Here is a 23,084-nt window from a genome sequence, read left to right as displayed (position 1 = left end):
TACGTCGGAAGCAGGGGAACCGCCCCCTGCTTCCTTTTAATTTAATATTGAATTAAATAATATTTCTTTTTCCCTCTACGAATGATTGTAAATTGTCCTTCGATTCGATCGGCCTCTGTAAGTACACGGTTAAGATCAGTCGCTCTTTCCCCATTAATATAAATGGCACCGTTCGTAATATCCTCTCTTGCTTGGCGCTTCGATGGACAGATTTTACTTTCGACTAATAAATCTAAAAGGCTACTTTCAGCTTGTTTACATTCATAAGAAGGCACGTCTTTGAAGCCTTGTTTGATTTCTGCAGCCGTTAAGTCTTGAATATCACCGCTAAATAAAGCTTCTGAAATACGAATAGCTTGTTGTAAAGCTTCCTCACCATGAACGAGCTTTGTTACTTCTTCTGCTAAGCGTTTTTGGGCTGTCCGTTTTTCTGGTGCTGTTTCAACATCAACGGCCAATGCCTCAATTTCTTCGTGTGATAAGAACGTAAAATACTTCAAAAATTTAACAACATCTTTATCATCGGTATTAATTAAAAATTGATAAAATTCATATGGAGACGTTTTATCTGCATCAAGCCAGATTGCCCCGCCTTCGCTTTTGCCAAACTTTGTTCCATCTGCTTTCGTTACAAGTGGAATTGTTAATCCAAATGCTTTCGCATCTTCATCTGTTGATTTACGAATTAACTCTAGCCCAGCGGTAATATTTCCCCACTGGTCGCTGCCACCGATTTGCATACGGCAATTTTCATTTTTATAAAGATTTAAAAAGTCATTGGATTGTAGGATCATATAACTGAATTCTGTAAATGAAATACCTGACTCAATCCGTGAATCAACGGAATCCTTTGCAAGCATATAGTTCAACCCGAAGTTTTTTCCAATATCCCTTAAAAAGGTAATCACATCCAAATTGCCTGTCCAATCATAATTGTTAACAACCTTTGCTTTATGTTCTCCTTCAAAATCTAAAAACTGTGATAATTGCTCTTTAATGCGATTACTCCATTCAACGACAATTTCTTTTTCATTCAATGTACGCTCAGCTTTTTTACCACTAGGGTCACCAATTAAGCCAGTCGCTCCACCAACAAGAGCAATTGGATTATGACCAGCTAGCTGAAAGCGGCGCAGCATTAAGACCGTCAACAAATGTCCGATATGAAGGCTGTCGGCTGTAGGGTCAAACCCACAATATAATGTTATCGAACCATTTTCAAGTTCTTTTTTCAGCCCTTCTGAATCTGTTACTTGATTAATTAATCCTCGGTATTCTAAATCCTTTAGTAAATCCATTTGAATTTTTCCTCCCTTAAAATAATAAAAAACGCCCCTCAAATAGGGACGAATTGCTTCGCGGTACCACCCTATTTGAAGAACGTCATGATCTTCCACTTGTTTGGATAACGGCCCAACCCGTTTGCTTATACTAAGAAAAACATGCTTTTCTTTTCCAAGCAAATACTCAAGGATGTAATTCGTGTCTATCTATGTACTGGCTTGCACCAAACGCCAGCTCTCTACAAACAGGGAGATATTCACTACTTAATTCCTATCAATGCAAAATATTGATTTTAAAATCTATTATTAAATTTACCATACTTTAAACAGAAAAGTCAAATCAATAATTATCATTACATAACAATTATATCATTGATAAATCCTTTATGCTATAATAATGCTGATTTAGGGGGAGATGTAAATGAATTTAAATAAGGATCAATTATATAAATTAACAAGAATATTTACGAAAGTATCGTGGAATTTAGCCCTTATTTTCATAGCATTTTGCTTAATAGGGCTTTCATTTGCTGGCGGTGTTGGGGCAGGTTATTTTGCCTCCCTTGTAAAAGATGAACCAATCAGAAGCTATGACAGTATGAAAAAAGATATTTACAACTATGAAGAAACGTCGGAGCTATATTTTAGCGGCAAAAAATATCTTGGCAAGCTTCGCTCAGATTTAGATCGAGAAGAAACAAAACTAAGCGATGTTTCACAATACGTTGTCGATGCCGTTATTGCAACGGAAGATGCGAATTTTTATGAACATTCCGGTGTTGTTCCGAAATCCATTTTACGAGCGGTTTTTCAAGAATTCACAAACTCCTCTGTACAAACTGGTGGTAGTACACTAACCCAGCAGTTAATTAAAAACCAAATTTTAACAGACGAAGTTTCGTTTGAACGAAAAGCAAAAGAAATTATGATTGCCTTACGATTAGAACAATTCTTCAAAAAAGATGAAATACTAGAAGCTTATTTAAATGTCGTACCCTTTGGCCGCAATTCTTCAGGTCGAAATATTGCTGGAATTCAAACAGCGGCCCAAGGCATTTTCGGTGTTGACGCAAAAGATTTAAATTTACCGCAAGCTGCCTACATAGCAGGATTGCCGCAAAGCCCTTTTGGCTATACACCATTTACGCAAAATGGTGAGGTAAAGGAAGACTTAACTCCTGGCCTTAATAGATTGAAAACGGTCTTAAATCGAATGCTGACGGCTGGTTATATTACTGAAAAAGAATATAATGAAGCCTTAACATATGATATAAAAGCAAATTTAATTCCACCTAAACCAAATACAGTCCAAAAATATCCATGGCTGACATTTGAAGTAGAAGAACGCGCCAAAAAAATCTTAGTAGAAATTTTAGCTGAGAAGGATGGCTATTCCAAAGAAGATTTGAAAAACGATAATAACTTGTATAAAGAATATTTTATGAAAGCCGATAAAAACCTGCGCCAAAATGGCTACCGAATCTATACGACTATTGATAAAGATGTCTATGACAAAATGCAAGAAATAAAAAATTCATATCAATATTACGGTAATGACAAAGCGGAAAAAGTGAAAGACCCAGATACAAATGAGATTGTAAAAATAATGGAGCCCGTCGAAGTTGGTGCCATGTTAATTGACAATGATACAGGCGCTATCATTAGTTTTATTGGCGGACGAGACCATAAACAGAAGCAGCTAAATCACGCAACAAATGCCTTCCGTTCTAACGGTTCTACAATGAAGCCGTTGTTAGTTTATGGTCCAGCGATTGACCTTGGACTTTTTCATCCAGGTTCAATAATTCCTGATGTTCCTCTCAAAATTAAAGCGGGACCAACTATATGGGAGCCGAAAAACTATGGAGAAGGATATCATGGCTTAGTGTCAGCAAGATATGCTTTAGCCAAATCTTATAATATCCCGGCGGCGAAGGTTTATTCATCTATCATCGATAAGAACCCCGCTCAATACTTAGAAAAAATGGGCTTTAGTTCATTAACAAATGGTGATAAAAGCCATTTATCAATGGCACTTGGTGCTTTAGATCGCGGCGTGACCGTTGAGGAAAACGTCAATGCTTTTGCGACATTTGCGAATGGCGGAAAATTTGTTGATGCCTATTTGATTGAAAAAATTGAAACAAAAGATGGTGAAGTCATTTATGAGCATCACTCAAAAGCTGTAGAAGTCTTTTCACCGCAAGCATCCTATTTAGTCATTGATATGATGAGGGATGTTTTGAAGCAAGGAACAGCAGCAGGAGTGCCTAGTAAGCTAAAATTCAAGGCCGATTGGGCTGGAAAAACAGGGACCTCTCAAGATTACAAAGATTCATGGTTTGTAGCGTCCAACCCAAAGGTTACGTTTGGGCTTTGGATGGGCTATGATACACCGAAGGCGCTTGAAAAAAGCTATAAAGGATACTCGTATGCTCAACGTAATCAAAAGCTTTGGGCGGAACTTATTAACTCGGTTTATGATGTTAAACCCGAAGTTATCGAAACAAAAGAGAGCTTTACTATGCCAGGTGGGATTGTGCGGAAGTCCTATTGTGCTATTAGCGGGAAACTGCCATCTGCACTTTGCGAAAAAGCAGGACTCGTAAAAAGCGATCTATTTATAGCAAAATATGCACCTACTGAAGTTGATGATAGTTTGATTCAAGGTTCCTATGTTGTAATCGATGATAAATATTATAAAGCGCCAGAGGACTTCCCTGAGGAATTTACGACAAAAGGAGTCATGCTGAATCCTGAATTCCTTAATAGCAAGGGTTTAGAAGGCGTGGTAGATGTGCGCTCGCTCATTCCAAACAACGGTGCATGGAAAAATATTATTATCCCGCAGAAAGATGCGGTTGCTGATAACGGAAAACATCCAAGTCCTCTTACAAACATACAGTTGAAAGAGAATTTGTTAACATGGGAACCTCATCCAGATTCCGATATTATTGGTTATCGAATCTATAAAGCAAATGGCCCTTCAGAGCCATTTACTAAAATTGCCAGCATTCCGAAGAAGTCTAATTCATCCTATCAAATTTCAAACGCTCATGCCAGTTACTATGTAACGGCAGTAGATATTCTCGGCAATGAATCAAACCCATCACAGGAAGTTTCCGCAACTAGCGAACAGAATAGTAATCCGATTGATAATATTATTAACCATCTTGATGAAGCTAATCATTTTAAAGAACAATAATCGGCTGATGGAATTTGCAAAGACCCTCCGAGAAAATCTCGGAGGGTCTTTTGATTAAGTATTAGCGACACACTATTCTATTAATCTTCCATTGTTGACAGATCACCTGTTGGTAAATCTAACTCCCATGCTTTCAATACCCGTCTCATAATCTTGCCGCTTCGAGTTTTTGGGAGCTTATCACGGAATTCAATTTCACGTGGAGCCGCATGAGCCGCTAATCCTGTTTTAACAAATGAACGAATTTCTTCTTTTAATTCATCGGTTGCCTCATAACCATCGCGAAGGGCAACAAACGCTTTAATAATTTCTCCACGGACTGGATCGGGCTTTCCGATTACACCAGCTTCAGCAATAGCTGGATGTTCTACTAATTTGCTTTCGACTTCAAACGGACCTACACGCTCACCAGCAGTCAAAATAACATCATCAACACGGCCTTGGAACCAGAAGTATCCATCTTCATCCATATAAGCGGAGTCGCCGGATACATACCAACCATTTGGTAAAAAGTAGGAGTCATACTTTTCTTTGTTATTCCAAATTTGTCTCATCATTGATGGCCAGCCCTTTTTTATCGCTAAATTACCCATGCGAAGTGGTGGCAATTCGTTTCCTTGGTCATCAACAATCGCAGCTTGTACACCTGGAATTGGTTTACCCATAGACCCTGGTCTAATATCCATGGAAGGATAATTTGAAATTAATTGGGCACCTGTTTCAGTCATCCACCAGTTATCATGAATTCGTAGCTCAAATACTTTATGGCCCCAACGAACAACCTCTGGATTTAAAGGCTCACCAACACTTAGTATATGACGAAGGGAAGATAAGTCAAATTGCTTAATGATATCATCACCAGCACCCATCAACATGCGGAATGCCGTTGGTGCACTATACCAAACAGTAACTTTTAAATCCTCAATTGTTTTATACCATGCTTCTGGTGTAAATCTCCCACCAACAATAACGTTCGTTACGCCATTTAACCATGGACCAAAGATTCCGTAGGAAGTACCTGTTACCCAACCTGGGTCAGCCGTACACCAATAAACGTCATCTTCTTTCAAATCTAGTATCCATCTTGCTGTTTGGTATTGTTGAATCATCGCATTGTGGACATGAAGCACTCCTTTAGGCTTTCCAGTTGACCCAGATGTATAGTGTAATAAACTTCCATCTTCGCGATCAACCCATTCTATTGCAAGTTCCACACTAGCCTCAGCCATGCGTTTCTTAAAATCAATAATTTTACCATCTTCATTAACGTCGTCCCCCACAATAACGACCTTTTCTAGTAATGGAAGCTCTGAAACTGGAATGCGATATAATAATTCAGGGGTAGTCACAATTACTCTCGCTTCGCTATCTTCAAGACGGTCGCGTACTGCGCCTTCCATAAAGGCCTCAAATAAAGGACCAACTATTGCTCCCAGCTTAATCGCACCTAATAGAACAAAATAAAGTTCAGGCGAACGAGGCATAAAGATAAAGACGCGGTCACCCTTCACAACATTTGCATCATTTTTTAGCACATTGCCAGCCTGATTAGAGTACTTCATCATTTCTAGGAATGTATACTGCTCATTCCGATTTGCATCCCGATAATGAAGGGCAATCTTGTCCCTTTTTTCACCAAAAGCATGGCGGTCAATCGCTTCATAAGCAATATTTACTTTTCCTGTTTCATACCATGTAAAGTTCTTTTCTACTTCTTTCCAATCAAAATTTTCATAAACCTCATTGTAATCTCCTAAATTATGATCCCCTTGTACTGCGAAAAGTGTCTCCACTGCCATTACCTTCTCCTCCTTATGTTTTTGTGGAATAAACCACATTATAATACGAATTTTCAGACTATTTAAGCCCTTACTTTTTGAATATGATAATTTATTGCCGTTTTCTGTGAACACCTCCTACTTCATGTATAATAGACGTACATAGAAAATATTACTTTAATTTTTTTAAACATTATGAGTTTTAAAATAATAATAAAATCACTAGTTTACAAGAAGGTAGAATAATAATCATAAGAAGGAATAATATGATAGTAGGGTATGTGACCTATGTTCACGATAATCCATTAGGAAGACAGTCCTGAGCGGAATTGGACGACCTATATCACTTAATGCATTAATTAAAAGGGGGTAAATTTCATGATTATCGAGGAAATTATGAATGAAAATGTTGTCACGATGAAACCGCATGAAGCAATTGGAAAAGCGGTTGAACTTATGCTTCTAAAACGCATTCGCCATATTCCAATTATTGATGAAAATGAATATGTGGTTGGAATAGTAACAGACCGTGATATAAAAAATGAAGATTTATATAAGCCGATTTCCTCTATTATGAAAGAAAATGTAATAACAGGGCATCCATTAGATTTTGTAGAGGATGTTTCTGCTTTGTTTTACGAACATAAAATTGGATGCTTGCCAATTGTAAAAGAAGGAAATTTAGTCGGAATCGTTACAAAATCGGATATACTCCATACATTTGTTAAAGTGATGGGGGCTGATCAGCCTAGTTCATTAATAGAAATTAAGGTTGAAAATACATTAGGCATGCTTTCAGAAGTTGCGCAAGTATTTAGCGAAAAAAAAATCAACATTATTAGTGTTCTCGTTTATCCTGATAAAAATGATACCGGTAGTAAATTATTATTGTTTCGAATCCAGACAATAAATCCAATGAACGTAATTGAGGAACTAAAAAATCGCGGCTATACTGTATTATGGCCAAATCTACCAGGTGTAACATCATGAGCAAGAGTGTTTACTATGTTTATTCAAATGAATTTCAAAGCTATAAATTTAATGAGAGTCACCCTTTTAATCAAAGAAGAGTAGAGCTAACAACGGATTTACTACGTATGTCAGGGGCGTTAGAAGATTTTCATATCATTCCACCAAGAATGGCTACTGATGAAGAAATAGCTCTAATTCACGATTACAATTATATCGAAGCAGTTAAAAAAGCCGGAAAAGGAGAACTGGCAGAGGATATTGCTGACAATTACGGTCTTGGCACAGAGGATGTACCTATCTTCCCTAATATGCATGAAGCAAGTGCCCTTTTAGTTGGGGGCACACTTACAGCCGTTGATTTAGTAATGGAAGGCAGGGCTGACCATGCTTTAAGCTTAGGTGGAGGATTGCACCATGGATTCCGTGGTAAAGCTTCCGGCTTCTGCATTTATAATGATAGTGCCATTGCTATAAAATATATGCAACAAAAATACGGGGTGAAGATTTTATATATTGATACAGATGCACATCATGGTGACGGGGTACAATGGTCTTTTTATGACGACCCTACTGTTTGTACTTATTCAATTCATGAAACAGGGAGATATCTTTTCCCAGGCACTGGCAATGTAAATGAAAAAGGGCATGGTGAAGGTTATGGAACTTCCTTTAATATTCCTGTGGATGCTTTTACTGAAGATGAATCTTTTCTTGAATGCTATTTAACATCTGTTCGTGAGGTTGCAGACTTTTTTAAACCAGATGTTATAATTACGCAAAATGGTGCTGATTCACATGTATTAGATCCATTAACACATTTATCTGCTACAATGAAATTTTATCAGGAAATACCTAAGCTTGCCCACAAAATCGCTCATGAATATTGCAATGGAAGATGGATTGCTGTCGGTGGCGGCGGATATGATCACTGGCGCGTTGTTCCCCGCGCATGGTCACTAATATGGTTGGAAATGCTGGAAAGACAAACCGACATAGCCAAAGGATTATTGCCATCAGAATGGATAATGAAATGGCAGCCACAGGCCCCGGTGAAGTTGATTTCTACTTGGGAGGACCCTGAAAATTTGTACCCTCCTATACCACGAAAACAAGAAATTACTGAGAAAAACAGGCAAACTTTAGATAAGGCATTACAACATATTCGAAATACAAGGAAAAAGGCAAATTAAATAGAAAAGCTGGATAAAAGGAGCAGGCCCATTTTATTCAGCTTTTCTATTTTGGTTGCATTTATTTAGTTGACTGGCGAAACTCTATTCTATGAGGTAATACAACAATATGATCTTCCACTTTTTCCTTATTCATAAATTTTGTAAGTAGACGCATGGCTACAGCACCAATATCATAGGTAGGCTGCACGACTGTAGTTAATTCAGGGCGTACCATGACTGCAAGTCTAGTATTATCAAAGCCAATGACCTCAAGATTATCTGGGACAGATAGGCCATGGTCTTGCGCTCCGTGAATAACCCCTAATGCCATTTCATCAGTTGTGGCAAAAATAGCTGTTAGTTTAAGATCTTTTTCTTTAAACTCTTGAATCGCTTCCAAGCCCGCTTCATGCGTGTAATCACCATGATATATATTATTTTCATTGAAAGGAAGGTTAGCCTCTAAGAATGCTCTCTCGTATCCAGCTAGTTTTAAATCTTGGTTTGTCGGTTCTTCCATTGGCCCTGTGACAAAGCCGATTTCACGATGCCCTTTTTCAATTAGATAGTGAACGGCATCATAGGCTGCTTGTTCATAGTCAATATTAACAGAAGGAATCTCATCGTTTTTCTCGATTGTTGCTGCTAAAACAATTGGCACGGGTGATTTTTTAAATTCTTCAACATGCTCTTCTGTTATTGTCCCTCCCATAAAAACAATTCCATCTACTTGTTTTCCAAGCATTGTATTTAAAAGATGCAGCTCTTTTTGTTTATTTTGATCAGAATTACTTAAAATAATATTATAGTTATACATCGTAGCAATATCCTCAATACCTCTTGCTAATTCAGCGAAAAAGACACTTGAAATGTCAGGAATAATAACGCCAACTGTTGTTGTCTTTTTGCTAGCAAGACCACGCGCAACAGCATTCGGGCGATATCCCAAGCGCTCAATCGCTTCAGTAACCTTCTTCCTAGTTGACGGTTTAACATTCGGATTCCCATTTACTACACGAGAAACCGTTGCCATTGATACTCCTGCTTCCCTAGCAACGTCATATATCGTAATATTCAAATCAATTCCCTCCTTTAATCCGTGGAGCTTTGCAATTATACATTTATTATACGTTAAAATATAAGTAGATTGTAGCTTAAACTAATGTCAAGTTCAAACTTCGTCTAGGTCAATCTTAGAATGTGCAAGTATGCCACAAGCCATAATCCTTTTGGTGGCCATGTTTGCACGGAGTATACCTATTTTGACCGCATTGTAACCCCTTGTCCAGACAAAAAAGGCCTCCCCGCTCCGGGTTAGCCCAATTTTAAAAAATATTTATTAAACTACGCTCTTACCTTCACATTATGAAGTAATTCCGTCATAAATTTATCAAATGTCGGAATATCCATTTGCTGTGCTGAATCAGATAAGGCAACAGCTGGGTCTGGATGAACTTCAGCCATTACCCCATCCGCACCAATCGCAATTGCCGCTTTTGCTGCCGGTAATAACAAGTCTCTTCTGCCTGTTGAATGGGTCACGTCTACCATGACAGGCAAGTGTGTTTCCTGCTTTAGAATTGGTACAGCTGTAATATCTAATGTATTTCTCGTTGCTGTTTCATATGTGCGAATGCCACGTTCACATAAAATAATATTGCCATTTCCTTCTGAATAAATATATTCAGCCGCATTGATGAATTCTGAAATCGTTGCTGATAAACCTCTTTTCAAAAAGATTGGCTTCTTAACCTGTCCGGCAGCCTTTAATAGTTCGAAGTTTTGCATATTACGAGCCCCTATTTGGATGACGTCAAGATATTCTACCGCTGCTTCCAAATCAGATGGCGTGACGATTTCACTAATGACTGCTAAATCAAATTCATCAGCAATTCTTTTTAAAATTTTTAACCCTTCCAAGCCTAAACCTTGGAAATCATATGGAGAGGTTCTTGGCTTATATGCTCCGCCGCGCAACAGCTTTAAGCCATGTTTTTTAATAGCTTCAGCAACTGCCCTTGTTTGTTCATATGATTCAACCGAACAGGGACCCATTACAAAATGGACGCTACCGTTACCAATCTTTTCACCCTTTATATCAATGATTGTGTCATCGGCTTTTTTCTTACGAGAAACGAGCAACGCCTTACGATGATCATCTTCTTGCAATTCTAAGCCTGCTTTAAAGATTTCTTTAAATATATGTTGAATAGTGGAACTTTCAAATGGTCCATCGTTGTTTTCGAGGATTAAATTTAACATATGGCGCTCACGAACAGGGTCAAAGCGATTCACACCTTGCTTTTCCTTTACTTTTCCAATCTCCTTAACGAGTTCACCTCGTTTATTAATTAATTCTAAAAGCTTTACATTTACTTCGTCAAGTTGGGCGCGTAGTGAATCTAATTCAACATTACTCATTTGAATTTCCTCCCTGTAAATTGTTTATAAGATTTTAAATTTATGGTACATTTCTAAATGATTAGAGTTTATTATAAACAATATAGAAGTAAATGTCACGAAGAACCTCTTTAATAATTCACCGCTTTTAAGCATTAAAGGAATATTAGTTTTTAAAAGGAAGGTGTTTTTCTTGGTCGACCAATCTTTACTATTTGCCCTAGATATCGGCACAAGGTCTGTTAACGGAATTATTTTAAAAGAAACAGACAACGGCTATGAAATTGTAGATATAGAAGCGAAAGAACATAAAAACCGCGCCATGCTGGACGGACAAATTCATGATGTCCTAGCCGTTTCGAAGCTTATTCAAGAGATTAAAGAAAAATTAGAAGGCAGACATGGAACTTTAAAAAAGGTTTGTGTTGCCGCAGCCGGGCGCGCGCTGAAAACAAAGCGAGCAAAGGTTTCTGTTGAGATTGCAGGTAAACCTTTCATAAATAAGCAGGATATTATCCATCTAGAACTAACTGCCGTTCAACAAGCACAAAAGGAATTAGCTTTAGAAAATACCTCCACACAAAGCGTTCATTATTATTGTGTAGGCTATTCCGTTCTAAGATATTTACTTGATGATGAGGAGATTGGTAGTCTTGTTGACCAACAGGGTAAAGAGGCTTCAGTCGAAGTTATTGCTACTTTTTTGCCTAAGGTTGTTGTTGAATCACTGCTTGCAGCCCTTCATCGGACCAATCTTGAAATGGAAGCTTTAACCCTTGAACCAATTGCAGCCATTAATGTGCTTATTCCACCTTCAATGAGAAGATTAAATGTTGCCTTAGTTGACATTGGCGCTGGTACTTCGGATATTGCTGTTACTGATTCAGGGACAGTGATTGCTTATGGAATGGTCCCGATTGCAGGCGACGAAATAACAGAAGCCATCAGTGACCAATACTTGCTCGATTTCCCACTAGCTGAGAAAGCGAAAAGAGATTTATCTACATGTAATCAAATTACAATTACCGATATTTTAGGATTTGAAACAGAAATACCAAAAGAAGAAGTAATTGAAAAAATAATAGGAAACTTGGACAAGCTAGCAACTTCTATAAGTGAGGAAATTTTAGCGTTAAACAATCATATCGCTCCGAAGGCCGTTATGCTTGTTGGAGGCGGTAGTTTAACGCCGGAATTACCAGCATTATTAGCGAAAAAGCTTAGTCTTCCCGAAAATCGTGTAGCCATTAGAGGGATTGATGCCATCCAAAATCTTGAATTCGCTGAACATATTAATAAAGGACCTGAATTAGTAACGCCAATCGGGATTGCCATTGCTGCAAGGCAAAGCCCAATTCACTACATTTCCGTTACTGTAAACAATCTACCTGTACGCCTTTTTGATATGAAAAAACTAACGGTTGGGGATTGCTTATTAGCATCAGAGATTGAGTTAGGTAGACTATACGGAAAGCCTGGAATGGCAATGATTATTACTTTAAATAACCGCGATATTACGATACCAGGCATTCACGGCGGTCCGCCCACTATTCTAAAAAACGGGCAACAAACTTCACTTGATGATGATTCGATAAACGAGGGAGATTCAATCATTGTTGAAAAAGGAGCAGATGGGAAGCCTGCTGAAATAAAAATCAAGGACTTAATTGAAGTTGGACCATCAATGCAAATTTCGATTAATGAACAGTCTGTTGATGTTGAAATGGTCATTTACAAAAATGGAGAAAAGGTAACAGCTGAAGAATCTTTACAAGATCATGATATCGTTGAAACAATTTATCCAAAAACAATGAACGAGCTGTTTCAGATTATAAATTTTACTAATCTTAAGCAATTAATGGAACCCTTTCATGTCTATTACAATCGGACAAAGGTTACATTGCCAAAATTCGCAGCAAAGATTTATAAAAACGGATTAGAATCTAATTTCAGCGCTGTAATCAATGATCAAGATAACATTACAATTAAACAAGAAGACAAACCTAAACTTAAAGAATTTTTACATGAAAAAGGACTTTCCTTGTATTATCAAATTCCAGTTATTTTTAATGGAAAACAGATTTCCTTACAAAAATCAGCTATCGAACTATTCCGTAATGGAGAATTGCTACATGAGGACAGCGTGTTATTTTCAGGGGATGAAATCGAAGCGATAGAAAAAAAAGTAGAGCCGTTTATTTTTCAAGATATCTTTCGGTATGTCCAAATCCAATTTCCAAGCGAACATTCGGGAAATTTCACATTATTAAAAAATGGACAAGATGCCACATTCTATGACAAACTAGCACCTGGTGACGAACTGGCGATTCAATGGCCAGCTGTAAACAGCCAAACATAAAAAGGAAGAATGAGGCTATCCTCTAAAGGGAGCCTCATTTTTCAATCGCTTGTTTTAAACTAGATTCAGTAATATCCCAATGGGATGCATACCATATCACTTTGCCACCTTCGAAAATAATGGCTTGCGGGGATTCATGCTTTACCGCGAATGTTTCCGCAATATAGTTGGAAAGCGGTCTCGCTTCTTGAACATATAAATAAAAAGTTGGAAAATCTGATTGAGCCACAAATTTCTCATATTCTTCAAAGGCAGTTCCACTAATCGGACATGTTAAACTATGCTTAATAAGCAAGAATTTTTCATTGCTTGTTAAAACGTCATTAAATGCATCAACTGATATTAATTGTTGTCTCTTCATACACTACTCCTACTAAAACTATTTTCTAGCATCCTGTTCTATGCTTTCTTCTACACTTAAATCGTTTTCTGTTACCTCAGCTTCTGTAGCGGAAGCTGTTTCAGCAATTGGTCCTTCAATTGCTATTAATTGATCATCAAACAACTCTTCTTCTGTTTTACAACATCCTGAGTTTTTAACTTTATCTAGCAAAGTCGTTGTTTTTTGCTTCGCGCTTTCAGCTAGCTTTCCACCCTTTTCTTTCGCAATTATTGCCTGCTCGTTAATGGAAGTGCGAAGCTCTCTTCCAGATTTAGGTGCCCATAATAACGCCATTGATGCCCCAACAATCCCACCGATTAATGTTCCAATTAAAAAGTCCTTGCTATTAATTTGATCTTGATTATTACTCATTTGCATCTCCTCCTATTTTTTGTCTTTTTGCCTCTTTTAGGCGCTTCCAAATATCAATGGCAGCCGAACTCCAGCTAACAACCTGTGAAACTGATTCATGCTTCTGCTCAGCACCATAGCTAACTTGATTAGCAACCTTGCGAAAAGAAGTGTTTAAGCGTTGGACAGTCTCCCCTACTTCTGAAATCGATGTTACTAAAGAGTTTACCTTTTCTGACTTATTTTGGATATCCTCCATTAATTCATTTGTTTTATGGAGCAAAGTTGCTGTTTCAGAAGTAACACCTTGTAGCTGTTTTTCAAGCCCTTCTAATGTATGTGCCACGCTGTCCATCGTTTGTTTAACAGAGTTAAGCATTTTATTCAAATAAATGACGAGGATTGTGAATGCAACTGCAATTAAAGCAACGCTAAAATATAATATTTCGACCATTACGACGTTCCCTCCTCCAATTGGATACTCACTCTATTATAACCTCTACTATTACTATACCAAAAATTATCATGAATTGGATAGATTTACCGAAATAAAAAACAGGGCGCGTCTACTGCGTCCTGTTGTCTAGTTTCCTTTATAGTAATTAGCTCTCGTATATTTTTTCATAAGCCTCTTGAAATTTTTGAACATCGCCTGCACCCATAAAAATTAAAACTCCGTCATCGTGCTGTTTTAAGATCGACGAATTCCCTTCTGTTAACAGCTTCGCGTTTTCAATTTTATCCTGTAAATCATTTATCGTTAACTTGCCATTGTTTTCACGTGCAGAGCCGAAAATATCACATAAATAAACGTAATCAGCGAGTGCAAGGCTTTCGGCAAATTGGCTTAAAAACGTTTGTGTCCGTGTAAAGGTATGCGGTTGGAAAATAGTAACGATGTCCCTATCAGGATACTTTTGCCGAGCTGCTTCAATCGTTGCTTTTATTTCTGTTGGATGATGTGCATAATCATCAATTAATACTTGGTTGCCTAAATTTTTTTCACTAAATCTGCGTTTTACACCTTGATATGTTAACAGCTGGCTTGTGATTATTTCTACAGGTATTTCCTCATAATGACATAGCGCAATGACTGCCAATGCATTCAGAACGTTATGATCCCCATAAGTTGGAATGCTAAAGGACGAAAAAAAGGTATTTCGAATAAACACATCAAATGATGTACCTTCTGTGGTTTTATTAACATTTCTCGCCTCAAAGTCGTTTTCAGGGTTAAAACCATAATACACTACAGGAACATTCGCTTGTATTTTCTGGAGCTGTTCATCATCACCACAGGCAATAATGCCTTTTTTCACTTGCAGTGCCATTTCTTGAAAAGCATGAAAGACATCATCTATGCCGCTAAAATAATCGGGGTGATCAAAATCAATATTGGTCATCACCGCATAATCCGGGTGATATTTTAGAAAATGGCGCCGATATTCACAAGCTTCAAAAACGAAATACTTTCCATTTTCCGTACCGACACCTGTACCATCCCCAATAAGATAAGAAGTCGGCTCTGCCGCCTTCAAAACATGCGCCAAAAGCCCTGTTGTTGATGTTTTGCCATGGGCACCAGTTACAGCAATACTAATAAACTCTTCAATAAGATTTCCTAAAAAGTTGTGGTAGCGGTATACAGGTAAACCTTGCCTATTGGCTTCAGCAATTTCTTCGTGATCATCCGGAAATGCATTTCCAGCAATTACAATTTGGCCGCTTTTTATATTCTCACTTGAAAATGGCAAAATTTTAATATGTTTATTTTCCAATGCTTGTTGTGTAAAAAAGCGTTTATCAACGTCAGAACCTTGAACTTCATAATTCATATCATGAAGAATTTGCGCCAAAGCACTCATCCCAGTCCCTTTGATTCCGACAAAGTGGTAAACTGTCATAAAAGAAACCTCCACAAATCTAAATCGTAGCTATCATTCACTAATGTCAGTATATGTAATAGAAGTTATTACGAGCCTGTTTTTTATAGGCTGTATTTTTCATTATACATATCTTTTGTCTTTTGTTGTAGTTTAAATCATCTTATTGCCTACTTTCTAGTTGCTCCTTTGTGACAAGAATTTCACGTGGTTTCGAGCCTTTCGCTTCAGAGACGATTCCTTGCGCTTCCATCATATCTACTAATCTAGCGGCACGATTATAGCCGATTCGAAAACGCCGCTGCAAACCTGAAGCAGATGCACCATCCTGTTCGATGACAAACTGGCAGGCTTCTTCGAATAATTCATCATCAATACCGACATCAAATGATTGTTTCATCAATTCTTCTTGTACGAATAAATAATTTGGCTTCATTTGCTTCCGAACAAAATGAGTAACTCTTTCAATCTCTTCATCCTTAACAAAATTACCTTGAATTCGCACAGGCTTATTGGCGCCATTTTCTAAAAAGAGCATATCGCCTCGCCCTAAAAGCTTTTCAGCCCCACTAATATCAATAATCGTTCTAGAATCAACCTGGGATGAAACAGAAAAAGCAATTCTTGTAGGTACATTTGCTTTAATTAAGCCGGTAATAACGTCAACAGAAGGGCGTTGGGTAGCTAATAGCAAATGAATGCCGCAGGCGCGTGCTTTTTGGGCGATACGACAAATGGCATCTTCAACATCTGTTGGTGAAACCATCATTAAATCCGCTAATTCATCAATAATAATCACTAAGTAAGGCATGATTTCCCCATGGGGGTTTTCGTTTAATACCCTTTCATTAAAGCGGGTAATATCGCGGACACCTTCATGAGCAAAAATCTCATAGCGCCGCTCCATTTCTTCTACCGCCCATTTTAATGCTGCCGTTGCCGCTTTTACATCAGTAATAACCGGACTAACTAAATGTGGCAGGTTGTTATATGGTGCAAGCTCCACCATTTTCGGGTCGATTAACATGAGCTTCACTTCATGCGGTGAAGCTTTGTAAAGCAAACTGATAATAATTGAGTTAATGCAAACACTTTTTCCCGACCCCGTTGCCCCAGCAATTAAGCCATGAGGCATTTTCTTAAGATCAGTAACAACCGGTTGACCAGAAATATCCAAACCAAGCGCCACAACTAGCGGTGAAGCATCCCTTTGGAATACAGGACTGCGTAAAATTTCGCGAATTAAAACAGGCCGACTTTTGCGATTAGGCACTTCAATACCGACTGTACTTTTCCCGGGGATTGGCGCTTCGATACGGATGTCTTTAGCAGCTAAAGCCAGCTTCAAATCATCTGCTAAATTCGTAATTTTATTAACGCGAACACCTAGCTCAGGCTGCACTTCAAATTGCGTAACAGCTGGTCCTTTCGTTGCTTTCACGACCTTTGCTCCAACATGGAAGCTTTCAAACGCATAATCTAAAAGCCGACTTTGTTCTTGAAGCCATTCCTCATCCTCTTCAACCTCTAAAGGTGGCACTTCAAGCAGGCTTAAAGGCGGCTTTGCAACGCCTTTTTCAGGAACTGCCTTTGGAGGCTCGGGCTGTTTGCTTTTAAAAGCATCCTTATCTTGCTTTAACATCAACACATTGAATGGGATGCCACTTCTTTTTCTAGTCTCTTCTTTCAGGCTTTCCTCATGAATTGCTACAACATCTGCGCCGTTAATGGATTCAATGTCATTGGCTTCAACCTTAGGTTCAACCTCAGGTTCAATTTCAACATTATCACTAGTTGTCTGAGCCTTGACAGCAATTTCAGTAACATCATCGGTTTCTATATCTTCAGCATCAATTTCTATATCATCAATGCTTGTCTGAATTTCAGCCTCAATTTTTGTAGCTTCAGATGTTTGAAATTCTTGTTCCAATCTTGTTTCTTCTAAAGTCTCTACAGTTTCTGTTATTTCTTCATGAATAAATTCTCGTTTTGGCCTTGAAAACCCATAAACCGGCGATGGAACCTCAGTTGGTTTAAATGGTTTTTTCGAAGTTGTGTGAACCGTCATGTTTGTTTGTTCTCGTTCTCGGCTTTGTCTTCGACCTCTTTGTTCTTTTCTAAATTCCTTTCTCGTTATATTTGGAACATATTCATCATCCGCTTGCGGATGTGTAAAGTACTGTTGTTCCGCTTTTTGCTTCCTTCGGACACTAGTGTTTATAGTCCAATTTGAATTTGAATGAGAAGTCTCAGTTGTCTTCTGGTAACTATTGGCATCTGGTATTACTGGAAAACGAAAATGGCCCTTTGGATAATCATAGACGACCTTTGCTTCCTGATTTTGGCTATTATAGACTGGTCGTTGTTGGCTCGAATTTTCCTGTTCCGATATGCTGCTAACTTCTTTTTCTTCATCTTCCCCTTCATTTAAACCAAACAACCTTTTAAACCAATTATTCTTCATACGATCACTCTTTCTAAAACCTTAATGTCGTTTATTTTGAGCTAATACAAAGATTGGCTCAAGCTCTTTATTCTCATATAGAAATGGAAGTGCAGTAATCGGTACACGACCTTCCGCAAAAAAATGCATTGTCATTTGGCCAAGAATGTTAAAGCCTTGCTCATTTCGGATATCACCGAAGATTAAAACATCTTGGTGAGGAATGGCTATAGTCATTGTGCCTTCTATTCTTCCCTGCATCTGTTCTAATAAAGAATCATTTAAAATACGGCTAGCATCATAGCCGTCATTCGTATTTATAAAATAAAATAGATTACCTGCTACTTCGTCTTTTTTAAAATTACAATGTAAGGATCTAATATTAAACCGTGCGACTTCTTTTACGCGTTCCTCCGTCCAGCCTTCTAGTTCAATTAAAGGTAAATCTATCAATCGATACGATGTTCCTAAATCTAATGCAAAGTAAATCCTCGTTTCAGCTGTATGCTCTTCCGATAAAAGCTTTTTTCCGTCGTTTGTTTCTGTAGGAAATGAGCTCGAACGGAGCACTGGAAAAATACTTTTTTCTTTTCCAGTTAAATTTTGTTCACCGCTCATCACCTTCAAAGCTTCTTCCACATAATAAACGATTTCATCAATCGCTTTTTCCTTTCGATCTTCCCACTTCGAAACGATAGTAGGCATAGAAATGGTGATTCCCTTATTCGTTTCTTTATCTTCAATGCGAAGCTGTTCGCTTTTATGATCATATTCAATGGTCCAATTCTTTCTTTGCAATCGTTCGCTTAAAATATTTTTCATTTTTAAACTTGTCATTTTCATAAGCAATCCACCTTCCGTTTGAAGATAAATGAACTACAATTACTTATTTTGCCGTTCCTTTTTCCTTACCGTACTGTACTGAATGTGCAATTTCCATCATATCTTTTGTATTACTTACCATATCACTAGCTGAAGTCAACGTCGTCATTTTAACCCCACCAATTCCAACGATAACCTCATATTTCCTATCTTTTACAGGTGTAATGCTTATGTAGCCAAAGCGGTTATCATCTTTAAACGTAGCTATGCTTTTTTCATCCTTCCCGCTTTTTTTCAATTCATTAAAAAGAACGTCACTTTTAAGTGGTTCGTGTGGATTCACAAACAATATATATTCCTGCTTTTCTTTTTTTAAAATTACGTTATTTTCAAATTTCTCATCTATTTTAAATCCTTTTGGAAGATAGTAGCTAAATCCCTTTGTTGTTTCTGTTGGCGTTTTTGCTTTTTCTTGAAAAGTAGTTTCTGCTATTTTTTTAGATTGGTTAATCGCTTCATCACTAGAAGCACTGCAACCAATTAACATAATTAAACTAAATAAAAGTATAACAAATATTTTGCTGTAAACCTTCATTTTTACACTCCCTAACTATTTTTACGAATTGTTTCGATTGTTGTTTGATCTGTTTTTCTTACAAGGGTTACTAATAATTCTTTCGCGGCTGCATAATCATCAACGTGAATAATTGAAGCAGATGTGTGGATGTAACGTGCGCAAATTCCGATTACGGCTGATGGAACACCGTTATTCGTAGTATGAACACGCCCAGCATCTGTTCCGCCTTGCGATACAAAATATTGGTAAGGGATTTTCGCACTTTCGGCAGTATCAAGGATAAACTCACGAATCCCGCGATGGGTAACCATCGTGCGATCAAGAATTCTTAATAATACACCATGGCCTAAATGACCAAATACTTCTTTTTCTCCAGAAGCATCATTTGCAGGGCTTGCATCTAGTGCATAAAAAATATCTGGTTGAATTAAGTTGGCAGCTGTCTGCGCCCCGCGCAAGCCAACTTCTTCTTGAACAGTTGCTCCAGCATAAAGGATGTTTGGCAGCGTTTCGTTTTTCGTTTCTTTTAAAAGCTCAATGGCTAGGCCACAGCCGTAGCGATTATCCCAAGCCTTCGCTACTATTTTCTTTTCATTTGCCATCGGTGTAAATGGGCAAATCGGTACAATTTGCTGTCCTGGTTTAATGCCAAGGCATATCGCATCTTCTTTATCATCCGCGCCAATGTCAATTAACATATTTTTAATATCCATCGGCTTTTTCCTTGTCTCCTCATCAAGCAAATGTGGAGGAACAGAGGAAATAACACCAATAATCGGACCGTTATCTGTTATTATTTCGACACGCTGGGCAAGTAGCACTTGGTTCCACCATCCACCTAATGGTTGAAAACGGAGCAGACCGTTATCGGTAATTTGCGTGACCATGAAGCCAACTTCATCCATATGACCTGCCACCATTACTTTAGGTCCGTCCCCACGGCCTTTTTTAACGCCAAAAATACTACCTAAATTGTCTTGTATCATTTCATCAGCATATTTTTCTAGTTCAGTTCTCATAAATTTACGAACATTATGTTCAAAGCCAGAAGCTCCCGGAAGCTCTGTTAATGTTTTAAATAGCTGTAGCGTTTCTTTATTCATTTGACAAAACCCCTTCAATAGTTGTGTATGAATAGCTAGTTATGTATATGATATTTAAAATACTACAAAATTAATTGTACACTATTCAAATACAACTTGGTAATTGCTTGTATTTTTTCATCTTTCTTATTTATAGTATAAATTATACGGTAAATTCGAGCTTCATTTAATAACTACGGAAAAAAACTGTATACGGATTTATAAAAAACTGGAGTGATAATTATGAATTGGAATAAACTTTTAGCTGGATTTTGCACAGGAATTGTTGTTGGTGCAGTTGTAAGCCAAAACGTAAAAAAGAAAACCATTTCGTCTGATACAGCGTTACAGCTTGCTAAAAAAGCATTTAAAAAAGAGGGGCCTATTAATGGTTCTTGGATCCATATGAATCCAGAAAGCATTAAGAAATTTAATCTTCCTTATAAAGTTTACCGCGGCGGCATTATGCGAACAATTGACCATAAAGAGGAGCAATATGAATTTTTAGTTGATGCCACAACTGGTACGATTATTGAAGTGAATCGATTGTAAAGGCGAATTTCCTAACGGAATTTCGCCTCACAACGGTAAATCCTATTGCCTTTTTTCGAAAACTTCTCTTCATACTCTGTCATGACATTCCCCTTCATATCGCTATGATGGAGATCAAGGCTAATGTTTTTAATAATCATCCCGTATCTTGAAAAACTTTCTAATGAATATTCAAATAGCCCTTGGTTATCTGTTTTCAGGTGTATTTCCCCACCTTTCACTAGCACCCTTTCATACATCGCTAAAAATGATTCATGGGTTAATCGTCTTTTTTCGTGTCTGTTTTTCGGCCACGGGTCTGAAAAATTTAAATAAATTCGTGAAAGCTCTCCTTTTTCAAAGATTGCTGGCAATGTATTTGCATCTATATTTAATAACCTCACATTTGGCAGATTATTTTCAAGCGTAAGCTCTAACGCACTGACGATTACACTCGTATATTTTTCAACCCCAATAAAATTTATTTCCGAGTGTTGTCTAGCCATTCCATTAATAAATGTTCCTTTTCCCATCCCTATTTCAATGTGGATTGGATTTCCATTACGAAAAATCTCAGTTTTCCATTTGCCGCAAAAGTGTTCTGGCGAAGCAATAAGCGCATTCGGATGTTCTTTTATTTTATCATATGCCCATGGTTTATTTCGCAATCTCATATAAATTACCCCCCTCTGAGAATATTATTTTATTATTTTGTTTACTATAAGAAAAGAAAAAAGGAGGAATAACAATGCCTTTAAATGAAAAACACCAATTATCCATATTACAAGATATATTAACAAATCATCAGCTTGACTGCAGTGGTACAGCGTCTGAATGTCAACAAATGGAAAGACTTATTCAGTCATTACTAGGAAATCAACAAGTGAACGAACAAATGAAAAATACTTTGCTAGATGTTTATAACTACAGTTTGCATGGGCAAAATGCAAAAAATATGGATGAACATATTACCGAACATAAAAATAACTTATCCATGTGGATTGACGATATAAGCCATTATAATTTGACATAGCCAACATCATTCCTGAGAAAATGGATACATCATTTGCTCTAAATCCCTAATCCACTGTTGGCATTGACTAATTTCGTTACGATCGTTATGCCATATAATTGCTGCTATTGCTTGGTAAATAATGTACCATTGCATTCTTCTTTCCAAATCTACAGTCAAATCTATACCATAATGGACAAGCCAATCTTTCCAGTTTTCTTTAGGGATATACAAGTATAGTAATGGACCCAAATCTAAAGCTGGGTCCGCAATCATCGCTCCATCCCAATCAATTAAATATAGTTCCTCATGATCACTCATCAGCCAATTATTATGATTGATATCGCAATGACAAACACATAAAATGTCTTGATTTATATATGGTAACTCTTCCTCTAAAAAACGAATAGAAGACTCTACAATATTTTCAGACATATTCATTTGCGCTAATTTTTGTTTTAAAGCCGCTAATAATTCGATTGGCGGTATTTGTTTTTTTCCAAGCTTTTGCAGCATAGTAAGAAGTTCTTTTGAATGATGTATTTTACTTAAAAGAGTAGCAACAGCAATGCTTGCCATATCAATTGGTTTTAACTCTCTCCCCTGTAACCAATGTTGTGCTGTAATGACATCGCCGTTTTCCATTCTTTTTGTCCAAATTAACTTTGGCACAATCCCTTCAGCAGATAACACAGCCAAAAACGGGGAGGAATTTCTTTTCAGGAAAAGTTTGTTTTGGCCTTCATATTGAGCGATGTAGGCTTCGCCAGTGGCACCACCTGCGGGAAAAACCTCCCAACCTTTTCCTAACCCTAAACTAATATCCAATGCT

The 23,084-nt window shown here is 37.6% G+C and carries 20 protein-coding genes and 1 other annotated feature; of the genes, 6 read left to right on the top strand and 14 right to left on the bottom strand.

From position 1 onward, the window contains the following. Nucleotides 1–41: 41 nt before the first annotated feature. Complete coding sequence (locus GX497_05400) at nucleotides 42–1,298, bottom strand: tyrosine--tRNA ligase (GenBank protein HHY72650.1); 1,257 nt, start codon at nucleotides 1,296–1,298, stop codon at nucleotides 42–44. Nucleotides 1,299–1,339: 41 nt separating this feature from the next. Next, nucleotides 1,340–1,570 (bottom strand) — a binding site (T-box leader). Nucleotides 1,571–1,704: 134 nt separating this feature from the next. Here GX497_05400 and GX497_05395 point away from each other — a divergent pair. After that, nucleotides 1,705–4,488, top strand: coding sequence for a peptidoglycan glycosyltransferase (locus tag GX497_05395; GenBank protein ID HHY72649.1), 2,784 nt, complete (start codon nucleotides 1,705–1,707; stop codon nucleotides 4,486–4,488). Nucleotides 4,489–4,568: 80 nt separating this feature from the next. On the opposite strand, the gene acsA is transcribed toward GX497_05395, so the two are convergent. Continuing rightward, nucleotides 4,569–6,287 (bottom strand): acetate--CoA ligase, encoded by a 1,719-nt coding sequence (gene acsA, locus GX497_05390; protein HHY72648.1) that lies wholly within the window; start codon nucleotides 6,285–6,287, stop codon nucleotides 4,569–4,571. Nucleotides 6,288–6,644: 357 nt separating this feature from the next. Here acsA and GX497_05385 point away from each other — a divergent pair, with 357 nt between their 5' ends. Beyond that, nucleotides 6,645–7,256: a CBS domain-containing protein gene (locus GX497_05385; GenBank protein HHY72647.1), complete on the top strand. Its 612-nt coding sequence runs from the start codon at nucleotides 6,645–6,647 to the stop codon at nucleotides 7,254–7,256. Further along, entirely contained in the window at nucleotides 7,253–8,428 is a 1,176-nt protein-coding gene (locus tag GX497_05380) for an acetoin utilization protein AcuC (protein ID HHY72646.1), read from the top strand. Before GX497_05385 ends, GX497_05380 begins: the two co-directional genes overlap by 4 nt. Before the next feature lie 61 nt (nucleotides 8,429–8,489). On the opposite strand, the gene ccpA is transcribed toward GX497_05380, so the two are convergent. Both ccpA and GX497_05370 read right to left on the bottom strand, forming a co-directional pair. After that, nucleotides 8,490–9,488 (bottom strand): catabolite control protein A, encoded by a 999-nt coding sequence (gene ccpA / locus GX497_05375; GenBank protein HHY72645.1) that lies wholly within the window; start codon nucleotides 9,486–9,488, stop codon nucleotides 8,490–8,492. A gap of 266 nt (nucleotides 9,489–9,754) precedes the next feature. Beyond that, nucleotides 9,755–10,831 carry a bifunctional 3-deoxy-7-phosphoheptulonate synthase/chorismate mutase gene (locus GX497_05370; protein ID HHY72644.1) on the bottom strand — a complete coding sequence of 359 codons (1,077 nt, stop codon included), beginning with the start codon at nucleotides 10,829–10,831 and terminating at the stop codon, nucleotides 9,755–9,757. Nucleotides 10,832–11,003: 172 nt separating this feature from the next. Here GX497_05370 and GX497_05365 point away from each other — a divergent pair, with 172 nt between their 5' ends. Further along, nucleotides 11,004–13,169, top strand: a complete 2,166-nt coding sequence (locus tag GX497_05365) for a cell division protein FtsA (GenBank protein ID HHY72643.1) — start codon at nucleotides 11,004–11,006, stop codon at nucleotides 13,167–13,169. A 34-nt stretch (nucleotides 13,170–13,203) separates the two neighbouring features. Here the strand turns inward: GX497_05365 and ytxJ are convergent, their stop codons facing one another. From ytxJ to GX497_05325, 8 genes are all read right to left on the bottom strand, one after another. Further along, complete coding sequence (gene ytxJ, locus GX497_05360) at nucleotides 13,204–13,530, bottom strand: bacillithiol system redox-active protein YtxJ (protein HHY72642.1); 327 nt, start codon at nucleotides 13,528–13,530, stop codon at nucleotides 13,204–13,206. Between the two features lie 18 nt (nucleotides 13,531–13,548). After that, the gene (locus GX497_05355) at nucleotides 13,549–13,923 is read right to left on the bottom strand and encodes a YtxH domain-containing protein (GenBank protein ID HHY72641.1); all 375 of its coding nucleotides are present in this window, start codon (nucleotides 13,921–13,923) and stop codon (nucleotides 13,549–13,551) included. Continuing rightward, nucleotides 13,916–14,356, bottom strand: a complete 441-nt coding sequence (locus tag GX497_05350) for a DUF948 domain-containing protein (protein HHY72640.1) — start codon at nucleotides 14,354–14,356, stop codon at nucleotides 13,916–13,918. Before GX497_05350 ends, GX497_05355 begins: the two co-directional genes overlap by 8 nt. Before the next feature lie 148 nt (nucleotides 14,357–14,504). Further along, nucleotides 14,505–15,806: a UDP-N-acetylmuramate--L-alanine ligase gene (locus GX497_05345; GenBank protein ID HHY72639.1), complete on the bottom strand. Its 1,302-nt coding sequence runs from the start codon at nucleotides 15,804–15,806 to the stop codon at nucleotides 14,505–14,507. Nucleotides 15,807–15,948: 142 nt separating this feature from the next. After that, on the bottom strand, nucleotides 15,949–18,249 hold the full coding sequence (locus GX497_05340) for a DNA translocase FtsK (protein ID HHY72638.1): 2,301 nt from the start codon (nucleotides 18,247–18,249) through the stop codon (nucleotides 15,949–15,951). Between the two features lie 21 nt (nucleotides 18,250–18,270). Continuing rightward, nucleotides 18,271–19,065: a DUF1444 domain-containing protein gene (locus tag GX497_05335; GenBank protein ID HHY72637.1), complete on the bottom strand. Its 795-nt coding sequence runs from the start codon at nucleotides 19,063–19,065 to the stop codon at nucleotides 18,271–18,273. Between the two features lie 49 nt (nucleotides 19,066–19,114). Next, nucleotides 19,115–19,645: a hypothetical protein gene (locus tag GX497_05330; protein HHY72636.1), complete on the bottom strand. Its 531-nt coding sequence runs from the start codon at nucleotides 19,643–19,645 to the stop codon at nucleotides 19,115–19,117. A gap of 11 nt (nucleotides 19,646–19,656) precedes the next feature. After that, the gene (locus GX497_05325; protein HHY72635.1) at nucleotides 19,657–20,730 is read right to left on the bottom strand and encodes a M42 family metallopeptidase; all 1,074 of its coding nucleotides are present in this window, start codon (nucleotides 20,728–20,730) and stop codon (nucleotides 19,657–19,659) included. A gap of 222 nt (nucleotides 20,731–20,952) precedes the next feature. Here GX497_05325 and GX497_05320 point away from each other — a divergent pair, with 222 nt between their 5' ends. Further along, nucleotides 20,953–21,261 carry a hypothetical protein gene (locus GX497_05320; GenBank protein HHY72634.1) on the top strand — a complete coding sequence of 103 codons (309 nt, stop codon included), beginning with the start codon at nucleotides 20,953–20,955 and terminating at the stop codon, nucleotides 21,259–21,261. A gap of 11 nt (nucleotides 21,262–21,272) precedes the next feature. Here GX497_05320 and trmB read toward each other — a convergent pair whose 3' ends face one another. Beyond that, nucleotides 21,273–21,914: a tRNA (guanosine(46)-N7)-methyltransferase TrmB gene (trmB, locus tag GX497_05315; protein ID HHY72633.1), complete on the bottom strand. Its 642-nt coding sequence runs from the start codon at nucleotides 21,912–21,914 to the stop codon at nucleotides 21,273–21,275. A 74-nt stretch (nucleotides 21,915–21,988) separates the two neighbouring features. On the opposite strand from trmB, the gene GX497_05310 reads away from it, so the two are divergent. Further along, complete coding sequence (locus tag GX497_05310; protein HHY72632.1) at nucleotides 21,989–22,273, top strand: hypothetical protein; 285 nt, start codon at nucleotides 21,989–21,991, stop codon at nucleotides 22,271–22,273. 6 nt (nucleotides 22,274–22,279) lie between these two features. Here GX497_05310 and GX497_05305 read toward each other — a convergent pair whose 3' ends face one another. Continuing rightward, a complete protein-coding gene (locus GX497_05305) occupies nucleotides 22,280–23,074 on the bottom strand; it encodes a phosphotransferase family protein (GenBank protein ID HHY72631.1) in 795 nt (264 codons plus the stop codon). Nucleotides 23,075–23,084 lie beyond the last annotated feature (10 nt).

Source organism: Bacillus sp. (in: firmicutes) (genome assembly GCA_012842745.1).
In the GTDB taxonomy this organism is placed as follows: Bacteria; Bacillota; Bacilli; order Bacillales; family Bacillaceae_J; genus Schinkia.
This window is presented reverse-complemented; position numbering and strand designations above follow the sequence as displayed.